At 59.7% G+C, this 16705-nt stretch carries 16 protein-coding genes and 1 riboswitch; of the genes, 10 read left to right on the forward strand and 6 right to left on the reverse strand.

Annotated elements, in window-relative coordinates:
- Entirely contained in the window at positions 1–771 is a 771-nt protein-coding gene (gene xth / locus B0D78_RS06185; protein WP_078016111.1) for an exodeoxyribonuclease III, read from the reverse strand.
- Positions 772–939: 168 nt separating this feature from the next.
- On the opposite strand from xth, the gene B0D78_RS06190 reads away from it, so the two are divergent.
- Together B0D78_RS06190 and B0D78_RS06195 are read left to right on the forward strand one after the other, a co-directional pair.
- The gene (locus B0D78_RS06190) at positions 940–1569 is read left to right on the forward strand and encodes a hypothetical protein (protein WP_078016112.1); all 630 of its coding nucleotides are present in this window, start codon (positions 940–942) and stop codon (positions 1567–1569) included.
- 189 nt (positions 1570–1758) lie between these two features.
- Positions 1759–2508 carry an N-acetyltransferase gene (locus B0D78_RS06195; RefSeq protein ID WP_078016113.1) on the forward strand — a complete coding sequence of 250 codons (750 nt, stop codon included), beginning with the start codon at positions 1759–1761 and terminating at the stop codon, positions 2506–2508.
- 112 nt (positions 2509–2620) lie between these two features.
- Here the strand turns inward: B0D78_RS06195 and B0D78_RS06200 are convergent, their stop codons facing one another.
- Positions 2621–3853: an HD domain-containing protein gene (locus tag B0D78_RS06200; protein WP_078016114.1), complete on the reverse strand. Its 1233-nt coding sequence runs from the start codon at positions 3851–3853 to the stop codon at positions 2621–2623.
- A 159-nt stretch (positions 3854–4012) separates the two neighbouring features.
- Here B0D78_RS06200 and B0D78_RS06205 point away from each other — a divergent pair, with 159 nt between their 5' ends.
- Positions 4013–4762: a transporter substrate-binding domain-containing protein gene (locus B0D78_RS06205; protein ID WP_078016115.1), complete on the forward strand. Its 750-nt coding sequence runs from the start codon at positions 4013–4015 to the stop codon at positions 4760–4762.
- An 82-nt stretch (positions 4763–4844) separates the two neighbouring features.
- Here B0D78_RS06205 and B0D78_RS06210 read toward each other — a convergent pair whose 3' ends face one another.
- Together B0D78_RS06210 and B0D78_RS06215 are read right to left on the reverse strand one after the other, a co-directional pair.
- Positions 4845–6020, reverse strand: coding sequence for a hypothetical protein (locus B0D78_RS06210; protein WP_078016116.1), 1176 nt, complete (start codon positions 6018–6020; stop codon positions 4845–4847).
- On the reverse strand, positions 5989–7992 hold the full coding sequence (locus B0D78_RS06215; RefSeq protein ID WP_078016117.1) for an ankyrin repeat domain-containing protein: 2004 nt from the start codon (positions 7990–7992) through the stop codon (positions 5989–5991). Before B0D78_RS06215 ends, B0D78_RS06210 begins: the two co-directional genes overlap by 32 nt.
- A gap of 230 nt (positions 7993–8222) precedes the next feature.
- On the opposite strand from B0D78_RS06215, the gene B0D78_RS06220 reads away from it, so the two are divergent.
- The 7 genes from B0D78_RS06220 to B0D78_RS06250 all read left to right on the forward strand — a co-directional run bounded on the left by B0D78_RS06220 (position 8223) and on the right by B0D78_RS06250 (position 15276).
- Positions 8223–9833 carry a PucR family transcriptional regulator gene (locus B0D78_RS06220; RefSeq protein WP_078016118.1) on the forward strand — a complete coding sequence of 537 codons (1611 nt, stop codon included), beginning with the start codon at positions 8223–8225 and terminating at the stop codon, positions 9831–9833.
- A 356-nt stretch (positions 9834–10189) separates the two neighbouring features.
- Complete coding sequence (locus B0D78_RS06225) at positions 10190–10909, forward strand: DUF5058 family protein (RefSeq protein ID WP_078016119.1); 720 nt, start codon at positions 10190–10192, stop codon at positions 10907–10909.
- Between the two features lie 27 nt (positions 10910–10936).
- Entirely contained in the window at positions 10937–11593 is a 657-nt protein-coding gene (locus B0D78_RS06230) for a hypothetical protein (protein ID WP_078016120.1), read from the forward strand.
- A 124-nt stretch (positions 11594–11717) separates the two neighbouring features.
- Positions 11718–12902: a M20 metallopeptidase family protein gene (locus B0D78_RS06235; protein WP_078016121.1), complete on the forward strand. Its 1185-nt coding sequence runs from the start codon at positions 11718–11720 to the stop codon at positions 12900–12902.
- A 15-nt stretch (positions 12903–12917) separates the two neighbouring features.
- Positions 12918–13181 (forward strand): preprotein translocase subunit YajC, encoded by a 264-nt coding sequence (gene yajC, locus B0D78_RS06240; protein WP_078016122.1) that lies wholly within the window; start codon positions 12918–12920, stop codon positions 13179–13181.
- Positions 13182–13321: 140 nt separating this feature from the next.
- Positions 13322–13439: riboswitch (SAM riboswitch) on the forward strand.
- Positions 13440–13532: 93 nt separating this feature from the next.
- Positions 13533–14717 (forward strand): methionine adenosyltransferase, encoded by a 1185-nt coding sequence (gene metK, locus B0D78_RS06245; protein WP_078016123.1) that lies wholly within the window; start codon positions 13533–13535, stop codon positions 14715–14717.
- Between the two features lie 169 nt (positions 14718–14886).
- Entirely contained in the window at positions 14887–15276 is a 390-nt protein-coding gene (locus B0D78_RS06250; protein ID WP_078016124.1) for a hypothetical protein, read from the forward strand.
- Positions 15277–15423: 147 nt separating this feature from the next.
- Here B0D78_RS06250 and B0D78_RS06255 read toward each other — a convergent pair whose 3' ends face one another.
- A complete protein-coding gene (locus B0D78_RS06255) occupies positions 15424–15594 on the reverse strand; it encodes a 4Fe-4S binding protein (protein ID WP_078016125.1) in 171 nt (56 codons plus the stop codon).
- A gap of 108 nt (positions 15595–15702) precedes the next feature.
- The gene (locus B0D78_RS06260) at positions 15703–16695 is read right to left on the reverse strand and encodes an NAD(P)H-dependent glycerol-3-phosphate dehydrogenase (RefSeq protein ID WP_078016126.1); all 993 of its coding nucleotides are present in this window, start codon (positions 16693–16695) and stop codon (positions 15703–15705) included.
- Positions 16696–16705 lie beyond the last annotated feature (10 nt).

Raw genomic sequence — 16705 nt, forward strand, 5'->3', positions numbered from 1 at the left:
TCAGTCGGCGAAATCGGCCAGCATGGGCGTGTGGTCCGAAGGCTTTTCCCAGCCGCGCGGTTCCGCGTCGATCCAGCAGGCCCGGCTTTGTTTCGCCAGAGACGGCGTGGCGAGCATGTGGTCGATGCGCCAGCCGATGTTGCGTTCCAGCGCGTTTTTGACGCGGTAATCGAAGAACGAGTACAGCTCCTCGCCGGGGTGGTGGACGCGCAGCAGGTCGATGACCAGCGGCGCGCAGAGCTGCGCGAAAAGGTCGCGCAGCTCCTTGACGAAACAGACGTGATCCTTCTTGTTGGCGGGATTGGTCACGTCCAGCTCGGTCGGGGCCACGTTGAGGTCGCCGGTCCAGAGCAGCTTTTCGTCCTTGTGCGCGGCGATCAGCGCGGCGGTGCGGCGCAGAAATTCCTTTTTGGCTTCGTAGTCGGGGTGGGTGATCTCCTTGCCCTGCGGCACGTAGGTATCGAGGATCCACGTGTCCCCGAAGCGCGCGGCGATCAGGCGCGTGTCCCAGAGCGGCGACGCGCCGTCGGCGAAGCCGTGGACCACCTCGTCGGGCTCTTGCTTCGAGAGGATGGCGACGCCGTTGTAGGATTTTTCGCCGCGGAAGGCGGCGCGGTAGCCGAGCTTTTCCACCTCGGCAAGGGGAAATTCGCCGTCCTGCACTTTCGTCTCCTGCAGGGCCAGCACGTCCACATCCGCGCCGGGCAGCCAGCGCTCGAGGATCGGCAGGCGGGTGCGCAGCGAATTCACGTTAAAGGTAGCGACTCTCATGATTCAACCTCCGCAAAAATTGTTCGTTAGAAAAACGCGCGGCAGACAAGACTGCCGAAAAACGGCTCAAGTCTTTTTTTTCGCGCGGATTCGATTATAATCGTTGAAGTACCGTTGAACTCCGCGAAAAGGAGGGCGTGTTCGCCCATCATTATACCCGAAAGGGCGGTGAAAAAAGTGATTCGTCCCGATTTTTTCGAGCGGCGCGACCTCACGCCGCTGCAGCGCAGCTTCCTTGAATTTCTCAAGGCGTTCCTTTTCATGGTGGAAAGCGCGGCCGGTTCCTTCGAGGAGAATCAGCCTTCCAATTCGCTGCAGACGGCCCATCAGGCCGAAGTGCTCGACGAACTGGCGCTGGACTGCCTCGACCGCTGCGAAGCGCGCAGCTCCCGTTCCGTCAGGGAAACGCTGGAGATGGTCTCTCTGACGCGGCGCTGCGCGGCGGCGCTGAAAAAACTCTGCACGGCCGGCGCGGCGCCGCTGACCGGCCTGAACGAAAGCCGCGCCTTTCTCGGCTCGCTGTGCCGCTGCGTGGCCGACCGGATCGACTGGTCTCACCGGCGACAGCTGCTCGGCTCCCAGCACCGAGGCGCCGAAGAAGAGGATCTGGAATTGTCGCTGTCGGAGCTGCCCGCCACCCTGGCGGGCGAACGGCGTGTCGAACGCGTGGAGGCGCTGCTCGATTTCCGCGACGCGCTGCTGGCGGCGCGGGAACTTTTCGAGGCGGTCGGCGACATCCGCCGCACGGCGGACGAACTGTTCCCGCTCAGCGAGGAAAAATACTGGCGTAAAAGCTGAGCTCGCGTCGAAGAAAGTGCCGAAAAAGCGGCGAAGGCTGATCAGCCGGGTTTGATCAGCTCTCTCGCCGCTTTTATGTCGGTTGTCATTAAGAAATCCAAATATTCAATGGACTTATAGCGCCGTTGTTGTCATGGTTGTGCGGCGGCCTTGGCGGTCAAGAGGGCGATGCCATAAGGAGAAAAGGAAATGGGCAGGAACTATGTGAATCTGACGATCGGCAACCTCGACTCGGAGCATGTGTGCTGCGCAATCGCAGATAAAAAACATCAGGACGGCGTGTCGGTCAAAAAACAATGGCTCAAGGAGCGTATCCAGGAAGGGCATGTCTTTCGTAAACTCAATGAACGGGGAAAGGTGTTCATCGAGTACGCGCCTCTGGAATCGTCGTGGGTCCCCGTGCGCGGAGAAAATTATATGTACGTCTATTGCCTGTGGGTGGCCGGCTCGTTCAAAGGCAAAGGACACGCGCGGGATCTCATCGAGTATTGCATCGCTGACGCAAAGGAAAAAGGGAAATCCGGCGTGTGCGCGCTGAGTTCAAAAAAGAAAAAGCCCTATTTGTCCGAAAAAAAATTCCTGCTCAAGTATGGTTTCGAGGTGGCAGATACCGCCGGAGATGATTACGAGCTGTTGGCTTTGTCTTTTGACGGACGGAAACCCCGTTTTTCCGAAAACGCAAAAGCGATGAGGATCGACGATAAATCGCTGACGATCTACTACGGGGTGCAATGTCCGTATATTCCGGACTGCGTCGAGCAAGTGCGAAGGTATTGCGATAAAAACGACATCCCTCTGAATCTGGTCGCAGTCGACACCTTGGAAAAAGCCAAAAACGTCCCATGTGTTTTCAACAACTATGCGGTTTTTTACAACGGCGTTTTCGAAACGGCTCATTTATTGAATGAGACGTACCTGAAGAAGCTGCTTCATCCATAGGGGGCGGCCGCGCTGCGCGGTCGGAGTCGCCCGTCTTTGGGATACGGCGGCGAAGACTGTCAGACGTTCCGTGCGGAACGTCTCTTGAACGGAGCGGCGGAGCGCCGCCGTATTATCCTTCGGGCGGCAGGCGGCGGGCGAGAGCTTCGGCCAGACGCATGCGCAGCCACCGGCCGCGCGCCTGCGGCGGCAGATCGGCGGGGAACGCCAGCCGGGCGCGTTCTTCGTCGAGAACGGCGGCGTACCGACCGTAGCGCTGCAGAAAGTCGGGCAGTGTACCGTGATCGGCGCGGATCACGGCGGCGACTTCCGCCGCGTCGAAACCGCCGCGCCGCATCTCCTCGATGACCGCCACGATGGCGCCGGGGCGGCGCAGGCGGGGGAGCCGCATGTGATTGGCGATCATGAAGCGGGCGAAACGATACCACGGCCGCGGCAGCGTCATACGGCGGTCGAGCCGCTCCAGCGCGGCCAGCCCGCGTTCTTCGTGGCCGATGTGATGCGGCCATTCCTGCCGCGGCGTCAGCTCCTTGCCGAGGTCGTGGACGAGGGCGGCGAAGCGCGTCGCCGCGCGTGGCGTCAGCGCGGCGGCGCGGCGCAGAACTTCCATACTGTGCTCGAAGGCGTCAAGACCGCGGTGATATTTCACGGGCTGTTTCACGCCGATCAGCGCCGCCAGCTCGGGGAAAACGGCGTCGAGGATCCCGGCGTCGCGCAGCGCGGTGAAAAAAAATTCCGGCCGCGGGGAAGCGAGCGCCCTGCGCATCTCGGCGAAAACGCGCTCGGCCGGTTCCCGCGCCAGTTCGCCGCGGCAGGCGGACATCAGTTCGACCGTGCCGGGATCGATGGAAAATCCCAGCTGGGCGGATTGGCGGGCGGCGCGCAGCGCGCGGACCGGATCGTCGCGGAAATGTTCCGACGTGGCGCGGATGATTTCGTTCTCGATGTCGCCGCGCCCGCCGAACGGGTCGATCAGCTCGCCGCCGGGCAGGCGGACGGCCATGCTGTTCATGCGCGTGTCGCGGCGGTACAGGTCTTCTTCGATGGTCGTCTCGGGGCTGAAGCGCGCTTCAAAACCGCGATAGCCCGTTCCGGTCTTGCGCTCGGTGCGCGCCAGCGCCACTTCGCTGAGGCGGCCGCCGACTTCCAGCAGATAAACGGGAAACTGCCGCCCCACGGAGCGGACCTGGAATTCGCGCTCGAGCGTTTGCGCGTCGAGGCCGCAGACGACGTAGTCCTTGTCCTCGGCGGGGCGTCCGATCAGGCGGTCGCGTACCCAGCCGCCGACGACGTAAAGCTGGCCGCCGAGCGCAGCGACGCGCGCGGCGAACTCGTTTTCGTTCATGCACAGCCACCTCGTTTCTACGGAGAAATCGAATTGCCGAGATCAATAAACTATTTTTTAATGAGCGCTTGACAGATGAACTGAATAGTAATAATATACGTTGCAAGGACGAAAAAAGTCCGACAAAAATCTGTCGTCACTCAGGAGGTTGTTTTTAAAATGTTTAAACGCATCGCTGCACTTTCCGCTCTGCTGACGCTGGCCGCAAGCGCCGCTTTCGCGGCTTCGGCTCTGGACAAGGACACGCTGGTCGCCGCGACCGAGAGCACGTATCCGCCTTACGAATCGCGCAACGAAAAAGGCGAGCTGGTTGGCTTCGACATCGAGCTGACCGAGACGGTCGCCAAAAAACTGGGCAAAAAGGTCGAATGGCTCGACATGCCTTTCGATTCGCTGATCCCGGCGCTGATGTCGGGCAAGGTCGATCTGGTCGCCGCCGGCATGTCGGCCACGCCGGAGCGCGCCAAGCGCGTCAACTTCTCGGCTCCGTACGAGATCTCCTTCAGCGCTTTCGTCACTGGAGTCGAAAACCCGCCCCAAGACACCGACGCACTGGCCGGCAAGATCGTGGCGGTGCAGATCGGCACGGTGCAGGAGAATTTCGCGCGCAGTCTCGGCAACGTGGAAGTGAAGACGTTCCAGAAGTTCGACGACTGCGTGCGCGAGGTTGTGCTCGGGCGCGCCGCCGCGACGCTGATGGACATTCCCGTGGCGAAGCAGTACATGCAGGCCAAGGATTTCGCCGGCAAAGTCACGGTCGCTTTCAACAAACAGATCACCGGCGCTGACAAGGCCATCGCCATGCCCAAGCAGGACGAGGCGCTGAGCGCCGCGGTCAACGGCATCATCGAGGAAATGGACAAAAGCGGGGAGCTGGCGGCTCTGCGCGACAAGTGGTTCAAAGAGTAACGCTCTGCCGGTCCCTTGAGAAAAAGCCCCTGAAACGGCCTGCGCCGGATTTCAGGGGCTTTTGTCGCCGCGCTTGAGAAATCTAATTCGTCTTGGTCGGCGGCTGGTCAGATTGGGCCAGCACGGACTGCTCGGGCTCGCGGTGAGATTCTGCCGCGGCCCTGAGCGCGCCTTTCTGGATCGCTTCCAATTTTTTCAGCTCGGCGGCGTGAAAGGCGTCTTTCTGAGCCAGCAGGGTCGCGAGGCGCTTTTCGTATTCCTGCTTGAGCGCGGCGATCAGTTTTTCGCCGTCGCGTGCGGCGGCGTTCCGTGCCTGTTCGATCTCCGCAGCGCGCTGCGCCGCCAGCTCACGCTCGCGCTCCGCCAGCCGCCGCGCAAAGTCGGCGCGCAGCGCGGCCACGTCTTGCATCTTTTGCTGTTCCGCGCGGGCCAGGACGCTCTTTACGTCACGCTCGGCCCGGGCGGCGGCCTGTTCCATTTCTTGGCGGTGTTTGGCGTTGAGGGCGTCACTGGAGGTGGCGAACTCGATCTGCTGCTGCGTTTGCTGTTCCTTGAGCATTTTGTCGTACCGGAGTTCCGCCTGACGCAGCGACTGGGCGTAGGCCGTCTCGAGAAGGCGGCTGGCTTCCTGCCGACCCTGTTCGATGCCGGCTTTGGTCGCCGCGGCTTCTTTTTCCGCTTCCGCGCGCTTTTGAGCCTCGGCGGCGGCCAGAGTTGCGTCCAACAGCTCGCGGCTTTGGGCCTGCGCGACGTCGAAAGCGCGCTGCAGGGCGGAGACTTTTTCGTTCAATTCGTCGCCGCGGCTCTTTCTAAGACGATTCAGCTCATCGTTATACTGGGCTTCCAACTTGGAAACGGCATCGAACATTTCCTGACGATGAGCGGTCTCCAGACGGGCTTTTTCGATCTCGAACGCGGCTTTGAGCTGAGTGTCCTGCGCTGTCAGCTTCTCGTTCAGTTCGGCGTGCAACTGTTTCTCACGGCTGTCCAGACGGGCCTGAACTTCGGCCAGATCTTGGGCGGCTTTGTCTTTCTGCGAGTTCAGCTCGGCTTCCAGAGCGGCGGAGATCTCGCGTTCCTTCCGCAGGCTGGCGTTCAGCACGACCAGCGTCTCGTCGAACTGCTTTTTCAAGGCGGAGTTCTCCTGCAGGGCAGCTTCCATTTTCTCGTGGAGTTCTTCGTCTTTCTGGCGGCTCAACGCCGAGATTTGGGCCTCGTGGGCTTCTTCAAGGCGCTTTTGCCGCTCGCCCAGCGCCACGGCTCTGTTCCTGGAGGAGCGCGTTCCGTTGTCGTTCTTCCATGGTGGCGACGGTTTCCCGGATTTTCGCGTCAAGCTTCTGTTCGTTTTGCAGCGTAACTTCTTGCAGTTCTTTGGCGTGCCGATTTTTAAGCTCGGCCAGTTGCTGTTCGTATTTCAGGGCGTTTTCTTCAAGCAGGCGAGCCTGGCGAGATTTCAGGTCGATAACTTCCTGTCGGTGCTGGGACAGGGCCACGCTTTGATATTGAACGGCCTGGCGGCTTTTTTCCTCGCCGACGCGGATTTGGGCGTTCAGTCGCTCCACTTCGTTTCTGTATGCTTCTTCGAGATGGGACTTGACCGCCGCCAAATTGTTCTCCGCCTCGGCGCGTTCTTTGCCGAAATCGGCTTCGGCGGCCGCTTTCTCTTCGGCCAACCGGTTCGATCGCGCTTCGGCGGCCTGCAGGCGAGCGGCGAGCGCGTCGATTTCGCCTTTCCGCTTTTGGAAGTCCAGCCTGTTTTCTTCGATCAGTTTGAGGTTCTTCTGCATTTCGCTCTGCCACAACGCCGTCAGCGTGTCGATGTCTCCGCGGCTCAGTTCCAGCTCTTGCCGCTGGCTGGCCTTGAGTTCCGCGAGGTTGTCGGTGAGCTGCTGGATCAGGCTTTTCTGCTGCTCCGACAGTTCGTGGCCGGTCTGGAGCCGTTTTTGGGCGTTTTCGGCCGTCTGGGCGGCGAGGTCGGCTTTTTTCCGCAACTCGACGGCGGCTGTCGTGAGGCGAAGGATCTCGTTCTGCTCGTCGGCTATTTTTTTATAGAGCGGCACGATCCGCGGATTGTCCGCGGGGCCGCCGACGCTTTTCTGACGCTCGGCGCCGATCTGGATGCCGCGCTCTTCCGCTTCGTTTACGCTTGCGGCGATGGAGGAAAGGAGCAGCAGATCCTCGGCGGCGAACGCCGGATTGGCCTGGGCGTAATCGAAGGCGGTCTTGCCGTCGACGTCGCGGTAATCGACGCGGGCTCCGTGGACGAGAAGCTCGGAAAGGACTTTCGGATTGCCGTTCGTCGAGGCGGCCAGGATCAGCGCGGTGCGCCCGCGGTCGTCGCGGGCGTTCTCGCGGGCCCCCCACTTCATGAGAACGCCGACGACGTCGGGGTGTGCGTTGTACTGCGCGGCCCACATCAGCGGCGTCAGGCCGTCGACGGGAGCGTTCGGGTCGGTGCGGGCCTCGAGGTAAAGACCGACGCGCCGTGCCAGACCGCGGCGGCAGAGTTTGGCGAAGCGTTCCGGCGTCATGGGGGCGGGAGCATTCTTTTGCTGCGTGCGCTCTTTGAGCGTGGCCAATTGTTCGGGAGTGTATTTTTTGCCGCTTTCTATGTAACTCCAGGCCGTCTTTTTGTTGGCGCCGGTCACGGTGGGATCGGCGCCTTCGTCAAGCAGCGTGATCAGAACTTCGTAGGCGTTGCCGGCCCGCGCGGCCAGCATGAACGGGGTGGCGCCGGAGTTATCCGCGGCGGCGAGATCGGCGCCGAGGTCGATCAGCGCCGCGGCGATCTCGGGATTGGGATTGCGCATCGCCGCGAGACTGAGCGGCGTCCAGCCGCGGGAGCCGCGTTCTTCCAGCTCGGCTCCGGCCGCGGCCAAGGCGACGATAATCTCGGGATTGTCGCTGTCCTGGGCGGCGGCGGCCAGCGCGCGCATCCTCTCTTTGTTGGCGGCGTTGACGTTGCTTCCGGCGTTGACGAGCAGCCTGATTTTGTCGGGATCGGCGGCCTTGCCTTTGGCCTGGGCGGCCATCATCAGCGGCGTGTTGCCTTTGGCGTCGGCTTTGCCGACGGAGATCCCTTCGTCTTTCAGGGCCGATGCGACCTGGAGCGCGTCGCCGTTCAGACAAAGATCCATGAACTCCTTCTGCGAAAGCGCCCACGCCGGGGGACAAAGGCAAACGGCGGCGAACGCGAAAAACGCCGGGATTTTACTTTTGAGCAGAGTCATAATTTCTGGGAAGCCTCCTCAAATTTGCCTTCAGAGAATTTTCATGTAGAATTGAAACACTCGTCCTTATCGGCAGAGGACGCGCTGCTTTTCCGCCGCAAAGGCGGCAAAACAAAAACAGACGTCCCTTTATGACGAGCGAAAACGATACCTTTAAAATTCAACTCTATAATAGTACTATACTTTGCATGAAGTTCGCAAGTTCGAAATGCATAAGGAGATCTTGAGCGATGACGACAACTGTGCGGGAAACGTTGGCCCTGGAGTCTTTCAAGGGGTTTCATGTGCTGGCGGGATTTGGTGGGCTCGACCGGGAAATTTCCACCACGACCTTTATCGAAGCCCCCGACTCGTGGAAATGGATCCGCGGCGGTGAGTGCGTGCTCACGCTGGCTTACGCTTTTCAGACGGAAGAACAGCTGCTCGCGCTCGTCCGCGAACTGATCGAACGTCAGGCCACCTGCATCGGCATCAAGACCGAACGCTACATCAAACAGGTTCCCCAGTCGGTGCTCGACCTGGCCGACCAGCATAAATTTCCCATCATCGACATTCCCATTTCCGTCCCCTTTGCCGCCATCATTCACCCGGTGCAGTCGCTGATCATTCACGACCAGGCGCGCCTGCTCAAATACTCCGAAAAAGTTCGCCACACCTTTTTCGGCCTCAGCGTGCGGGCGGCGGAGATCGAGGAAATCATGCAGGTGCTCTGCGAATTCACGCACGTGGATCTGGCCTTCGTGGATCTCGCGACGGACAGAAAGTACATTTTCTCCGATTCGCCGCAACTGCCGGCGGCGTTGGATACGCTTCCGCTCAAGGACGTGCTGAATCATTATCCCCACGAGGACGTGATGCTCAACGGCCGGCTTTTGGGACACCTCATTTTCGACGCCGACGCCGAAAAGCTCAAAGACCGCTGGTCGGAGATCCCGATCAATCAGGCCAAGGGCGCGCTGCTCCTGTACTTTCAGCGCCGCGAGGTTCGGCATCAGGTGGAATCGCGTTATCGCAACGAATTCGTGCAGGACCTGATCACCCGTAACATCCGCATGGAGCAGGAGGCTTGGAATCGAGCCAAGAGTTTCAACTGGAACCTTGAAGGTCCTCAGCGCGTGGTCATCGTCGATATCGACAACTACAAGAGCTGCCTGACCCGCGCCATTTCCGGCGGCCAGGGCGTGAACGCCATCGAAAACAGCAAGTCGCGTATCTACGCGATCGCCCGGTCGTTCCTGGCGCGTCTTAACGGCGGAAAATATCCCTATGCGGAGATGAGCGACTCGATCGTCTTTATCTTTCCTTCGGGCGACGAAAACGGGGGAGGATTCTTTAACGACCTGCTGCGGCGCACGCTGGTCGATATGATGAAGGTGATCCAGACCGAAACCGGTTTTACGGTGACAGTCGGCGTGGGCGATCCGTGCAACAACGTCTTCGACTGTCCCGAAAGTTACCGCCAGGCCCAGCAGGGACTTGAGCTTCTGCGTCGCAGCACGGGCGGCAACGTCATCGCATCGTGGTCGGAAATGGGGGTCTATAAACTGCTGTATGGCGTAGCCGGTACTTCCGAGGGCTGCAGCTTCATGGAGCGTTATCTGGGGCCGCTCCTGAGCGATGAACGGCCTGCCGGCGCCACGCTGCTGGATACGCTTCAGACGACGGTGAGCTGCAATTGGAACTTGAAAGACGCGGCCATGGCGATGGACGTTCACTATAACACGCTCAAGTACCGTTGGCGGAAGATCTGCGATCTCCTCGGCATCGATCCGTCCAAAAGCGGCGATCGACTCAACGTGATGATCGCTTTGAAGCTGTACCGCATGCACAAAAAGGCGTAACGGAAACGGCCGATCCTCATGGCCGCATGATGGTAAAATGTCGGTGCTCTTGTCTCTTGAATACAAAATAAGCCACAGGAGCATGAAAATAGTCTCATGTGGCTATTTTTATCGGTATTAATTTGTTGTAATTCGAAAAACTGATATAAAAAAAGAACTCAGATCGACGCTATGAAAAAATATCCTTATTTTTTGTCTTTTAAGAACATTGATGTTTGTGAAAGAAATATTTATGATGAAAACAACGTCGGCGGTGAGCGCTGAAGGAGAAGAGCTGACGCGGGGCTTTATCGAAAAGGCCGGAACGTTGTTCTGGTCCATCTTATGGCGATCATTTTCGAGGAGGTACGGTTTTCATGGAGTCTTTGCAGGAAGTTATGAGAATTGGCAACCAGCCCATGGTCTGGGGCCTCTGCGCCGTCACCGTCGTGGTGTCGCTGGTCCAGTCGCTGCTGTTCACCCGTCTGGCCAAGCGGACGGCCCGCGAGGCGCAGATCAGTCCGGAAATCACCAAGACGGCGTTCCGCGTCGGACTGATCTCGGCCATCGGTCCCGCCATCGGCGTCTTCATCGTCATGGTCGGTCTGATGGCGACGATCGGTTCGCCTATGGCCTGGCTGCGTCTGTCCATCATCGGCGCGGCTCCGACTGAGCTGACGGCGGCCACTCTGGCGGCCGAGGCGGCCGGCAGCGGGCTGGGCAAGGAGAATTTCACGCTGCAGGTCATGGCCGTGACCTGGTTCGCGATGGCCCTGAACGGCTGCGGTTGGCTCCTCGTCAGCGGGCTCTTCGCTCCTTATCTGGAAAAACTCCGCGAAAAAATGGGCGGCGGCGACACGAAATGGCTGGCCGCGATCGGCGGCGCGGCCTCTCTGGGCGTCTTCGGCTATCTGTGCAGCAACGAGATCCGCCGCGGCACGGGCAACATGCTCGCCGCGCTGACCGGAGCCGTGGCGATGGTCTTCCTGGTGAAGTGCGTCGTGCCGAAGCATCCCAAGCTCACCGAATACGCGCTCGGCATCGCCATGCTCTTCGGCATGGCGTGCGCCGTGATCCACGACGTCGTCATGATGTAACCAGGATGGATGAAGGAGGTTTTTTCTATGGATCTGAACGCTCAGTGGAAAAAAGGTTGTATCCGTATCGGTACGCCGACGAATCTTCTTGCCGCCGCCATGAGTTTTTTGCCCGTTTTGTGGCTGTGCAGCGCTTATAACTGCTGGCCCAGCCTCGACGTGGTGCTGAAGGCCTGGGGGCTTGTGGCCGCATCCTTCGGCGCGTTCTATTTCGTCGAACCGATTTCCTATTATTCCGTGATCGGCCTTTCCGGGTCTTATCTCGTGTTCCTTTCCGGCAACATCGGCAACATGCGCGTGCCCTGCGCCGCTCAGGCGCTCGACGCCACGCACACCGAGCCCGGCACGCTCCAGGCCGAAGTGGTCTCGACGCTGGGCATCTGCGGCTCCATCGTCACCAATCTGATCGCCGTCCTCCTGGCCGCGTTCATCGGCGCGTCCGTCGTCGCCGCGCTGCCCAAGGTCGTTTCCGACGCTTTCGTCAAGTACGCGGCCGGCGCGATCTTCGGCGGTACCTTCGGCAACTTCGCGATCAAATATCCCAAGATCGCCGTTTTCGGCCTCGCTATCCCTCTGGCGCTGATCTACTTCGTCAAAACTCCGGCCTACATTACGATCCCCGCGGCGGTCTTCGGCTGCATCGCCATCGCCCGCGCGTTCTACGTGATGGAGAAGAAAGCCTGATTCATCGAAACTATCCAAAAAAGGTGAGATTCGAACCTCTGTATCGAGTCAGGGCGGGGACGATGCCGTCTTTCGCCCTCTCTTTTATCACATGGATGTCATGGACTGAAAGGAGCTCTTGAATATGTGGGAGAAATGCCAATCACTTCAAAACGATCTTGTGGCGCTGAGACGCCGGTTCCATCAGATCCCCGAGCTGGGCGAGGATCTTCCCGAAACTCAGGCGCTGCTGTGCGCGGAACTCGACGCGATGGGGATCCCTTACAAGAAGAACGCGCTCGATTCCGGCGTCGTCGCCCTGATCGAAGGCGGCAAGCCCGGCAAGGTCGTGGCCCTGCGCGCCGATATGGACGGTCTGCCTATCGCGGAGGCGACGGGGCTGCCCTTCGCTTCCAGGCACGAGGGACGGATGCATGCCTGCGGCCACGACACGCACATCACGATGCTTCTCGGCGCCGCCAAAGTTCTGAACGAGCACAAAGCCGACCTGAAGGGAACGGTCAAGCTGATCTTCCAGACCGGCGAAGAGACCTGCACCGGCTCTCAGATCATGCTCAAGGAAGGCGTGATGGAGAATCCCCACGTCGACGCCGTGTTCGGCATGCATATCGGCACCATCATCGACCCGAATATCCCCGCGGGGACGGTGATCGTGACGCCCGGTTGCTGCATGGCGTCGTACGACCATTTCGTACTGCACGTGACGGGCAAGGGCTGTCACGGATCGACGCCCGAGAAAGGCGTCGATCCGATCGTCGTCGCGTCCAACATCGTGCTGGCTCTGGAGGAGATCATCGCCCGCGAGGTGCCTTCCACCAAGGCGGCGGTCGTCACCATCGGCCGGATCCATGGAGGCATCGCCTACAACGCCATTCCCGGCGAGGTGGAGATCGAGGGGACGACGCGCGCGCTCGAAGAAGAGGTGCGTCAGTATCTTGGCAAACGTATCGGCGAGATCGCCGCAGGCATCGCCACGTCGTACCGCGCCGAGTGCAAGTACGAGATGATCTGGGGCGCGGCCCCGGTGGTGAACGACGACGAAATGGCCAAGTTGGCGGCCGGCGCGGCGGTCAAGGTGCTGGGCGGAGACGGCGTGGTCACTTCCATTCCAGCGCCGAACATGGGCGGCGAGGATTTTGCCTTCTACCTTAGGGAACGTCCCGGCGCTTTCATGTTCCTGTCCTCGTCGAACCACGAAAAGCACACCGACGGCCCGCACCACAACCCCCACTTCGACGTCGACGAAGACGTGTTCTGGAAAGGTTCGGCGGTCTTCGTCTCCATCGTCGAAGATTATCTCGGCAGATAAAACGGCCGCCCCGCGATGGAAAGCAAGGGCCTGTACTACACGCTGCTCTATGTCGGCGTTCTGATCCTTTTCTATTACGCCTTCATTCTGATCCCGGGAAAGAAACGGAAGCGCGCGCACGATGAGATGCAGCGGGGCGTGAAGGCCGGCGACCGCGTCGTGACCATCGGCGGCGTCAAGGGAACGGTGCTCGAGGCCGATGAGGAAACTTTGGTCATTGAAACGGGCGGCAGCCGCATCGAGATTCTTCGCGGCGCTGTGCAGATGGTCTGCAAATAATTTTTGACGTCCCCGGGGGCGTACTGCCCTACGGCGTCGGGAACAAGGTGAGGGAGCTTGCGAGGAGGCGCGGGCTCCCTTTTTGTACGCTTTTATTCGGTTGACAACTTTATGGAGCTGTGTATAATGAACCGGTAAAACTCTTATCAAGAGCGGCTGAGGGACTGGCCCGACGATGCCCGGCAACCTGCCCGTACGGGGAGTGTGGTGCCAAAACCAGAGACCGGAGCGAGAATGCTGCGGGTCGGATGATGAGAGGAGCACACTCGGCTGTTTTTGAGTCTCTCCTCGCGGAGAGGCTCTTTTTTATCTCCCGTGAGAACGGCGATTTCACTTTATGGAGGTACTGCAATGGCGGAAAAAATCCTTATCTCTTCGGAATCGGTCACCGAAGGGCATCCTGACAAGCTGGCCGATCAGATTTCCGACGGCGTGCTCGACGCAATCCTCGCGCAGGACCCGATGAGCCGTGTGGCCTGCGAAACGCTGGTTGCCACAGGGGCGATCATCGTCGCCGGCGAGATCACCACGAAGGCCTACGTAGACATTCCCGGCATCGCCCGCAAAGCGGTGCTCGACGTAGGCTATAACCGTGCCAAATTCGGTTTTGACGGCGAGACCTGCGCCGTGTTCACGCAGATCGACGAGCAGTCCGGCGACATCGCCATGGGCGTTGACAGAGCTATGGAAATCCGCGAGTCGGAGATGGACGACGACCAGATCGATCGTATCGGCGCCGGCGACCAGGGCATGATGATCGGTTACGCGACCGACGAGACGCCCGAATTCCTCCCCATGCCGTTTGCGCTGGCCCAGCGCCTGGCCCGCCGTCTCACGGCCGTGCGCAAGGACGGTACGCTGAATTGCCTGCGTCCCGACGGCAAGACCCAGGTCACGCTGGAATACCGCGACGGCGTTGCCGTCGCGGCTGACACGATTGTGGTGTCGTCGCAGCACAGTCCCATGGTTTCGCTGGAAGAGCTGCGCGACTTGATCACCCGGGACGTTATCGAACCGGTTATGCCCAAAGAATTGATGAAGAATCCTCGCGTCCTCGTCAATCCCACGGGGCGTTTCGTCCTCGGGGGGCCGATGGCCGACACGGGGCTGACGGGACGCAAGATCATCGTTGACACGTACGGCGGCATGGTGCCTCACGGCGGCGGCGCTTTCTCCGGCAAGGATCCGACGAAAGTGGACCGTTCGGGCGCGTATATGGCCCGCTACGCCGCCAAGAACGTCGTCGCGGCCGGCCTGGCCAGGCGTTGTCAGATCCAGGTGGCTTACGCCATCGGCGTGGCTCGTCCCGTTTCGGTGCACGTGGAGACTTTCGGGACTTCTAAACTCAACGAGGAACAGCTGACCGAGCTGGTGCGCGCCAACTTCGATTTCCGTCCCGCGGCGATCATCCGCGATCTGGAGCTGCGCACGCCGCAATATCGCCGTCTGGCCGCCTACGGGCACATGGGGCGTATCGACCTCGAACCTCTTCCCTGCTGGGAGAAACTTGATCGCGTCGACGCTTTGCGGCGCTGACGCAAAGGGCAGGCCGGCCCTCGCAAAATTTTGCGAGGGCCGGCCTGTGGTCTGGAGATGCTCGTGCGGGAAAGTTGTCCTTTGGGGTTGAATGCTGGTATAATTTTTACGGTCGGAACAAAGGCGTTTTCACGTGCCGGTTGAGAAAAATTTTAATGAGGTGAGATCGATGATCAAACGCTTGTTCGAGTGTCTGGCGCTGGGAATCCTGGCGGTGCTGGGCCTGGCGAAATTGAGGGGGAAAAAGGTCAATCCTCTGGCGCTGCGTGTGCTGCTGGGCATTCTCTGTCTCATGGCGATCCTCGTGGATTCCTCGCTGGTCCTTCTTTACGCGGGAACGTGGCTGCTGTTTTTGCTGGCGGGGGACTTGGGAAGGAAATTCAACGTCAATCTGAACCTTTTTGTGCCTGCGGGGGCGGAAAACGGTAATGCGTCCCTTGAAACGGAGGAAAGTTCCGCGCTGATCCTGCCTGCCGAAGATATGGCGACGGGATCCTTAAAGTTGGCTTTCTTGAAGAAGCCGCTCTCCCTTTTTGCCAGACGGAAGGGTAAAAAATAGATGGTCTCTGCGGAGCCTCTCCTTCCACCCTGCAGGAGCGAAAGGGGAGAGAGGCTCCTCTGATTGCAAAAGAAGACCACCGGCGATGCCGGTGGTCTTCTTTTGCAAAAAAATAAGGCCGTCCGCTGGGGAACGGCCCGATATTTCTTACAGGGAGATTGCTTCAACGGGGCAAGCGCTGACGCAGGAACCGCACTCAACGCACTTGCCTTCATCGACTTTGGACTTGCCGTCCTCAAGAGTGATTGCCTCAACGGGGCAAGCGCCTTCGCACGCGCCGCAGCCGACGCAGACGTCGACATTAACCTTCGCAGCCATTCTGTTGCACCTCCTTCGCTTTTTTGTCATTGACCAAAGTTTACAATAAGTCTTTGATATGCGCAAGAGTTAGCTTTTGTGTCAAATGGAGTAAAGCTAAAAAATGGGCTATTCCGGTTTGGGATCGCGAGTCAGCAAATTCCGCAAGGCGTCTTCAAGATCGAGATGCCCGTAAAGTACTTCATGGACTGCGGAAGAGATCGGCATTTCGACGGAGAACTTTTCCGCGAGTTCCTTGACGGCCTTCACGGTATAAGCGCCTTCGGCCACCTGTCCAAGCGCGGCCGCGGCCTCGTTCAGCGTCATTCCGCGGCCGATCATCTCGCCCAGACGGAAGTTGCGCGAATGACGGCTGTAAGCCGTGACCATCAAATCGCCTATGCCGGCGAGGCCGGAAAAAGTCTGGGGACGGCCGCCCAGCGCGACTCCCAAACGGGTAATCTCCGAAAGGCCGCGCGTGACCATCGCCGCCGTGGCGTTGTCGCCCATCTCCAAGCTGTGAAGGAGCCCCGAGGCGATGGCGACGACGTTTTTAACGGCGCCGCCGACTTCCACGCCGGTCACGTCCGGGTTCGTATAAACGCGGAACGTCTCTCTGTTGAGGAGTTTTTGCCAGAGCCTCGCCGATTCCCGATTCAGCGAAGCGGAAACGAGCGCCATCGGCAAGTTGCGGATCACTTCTTCCGCGTGGCTTGGTCCCGAAAGGGCCGTGTAGGCCGCTCCCGGGAAAAATTCTTCCATCAGCTGGCTTATAAGCTTTAACGAACGTATCTCAACGCCTTTGGCCGCATTGGCGATTTCGACTTTCGGCGTATAAAAAGGAACGATCTTTTCCAGCGTCGCGCGCAGGAACTGCGTGGGGGTGACGAAAAGCCAGTAATCGGAGAACTCTGCCGCTTCCTGCAGCGCGTGTGCGGCATGGATCAGCGGAGAAAGCTGGAAATCCTGGAGATAAGAAGGATTGTAGCCGTTTGCGTTGATGGCGCGCGCCTGCTCTTCAACGAAACACCAGAGGCACACCTCATGACCGCTGCGGGCGAGGCTTTGCGCTAACGCGGTCCCCCACGTGCCAGCCCCCCAAACCGTGACTGTGGCGTTCATATAATCGCTC

The sequence above is a fragment of the Pyramidobacter sp. C12-8 genome, from assembly GCF_002007215.1.
In the GTDB taxonomy this organism is placed as follows: domain Bacteria; phylum Synergistota; class Synergistia; order Synergistales; family Dethiosulfovibrionaceae; genus Pyramidobacter.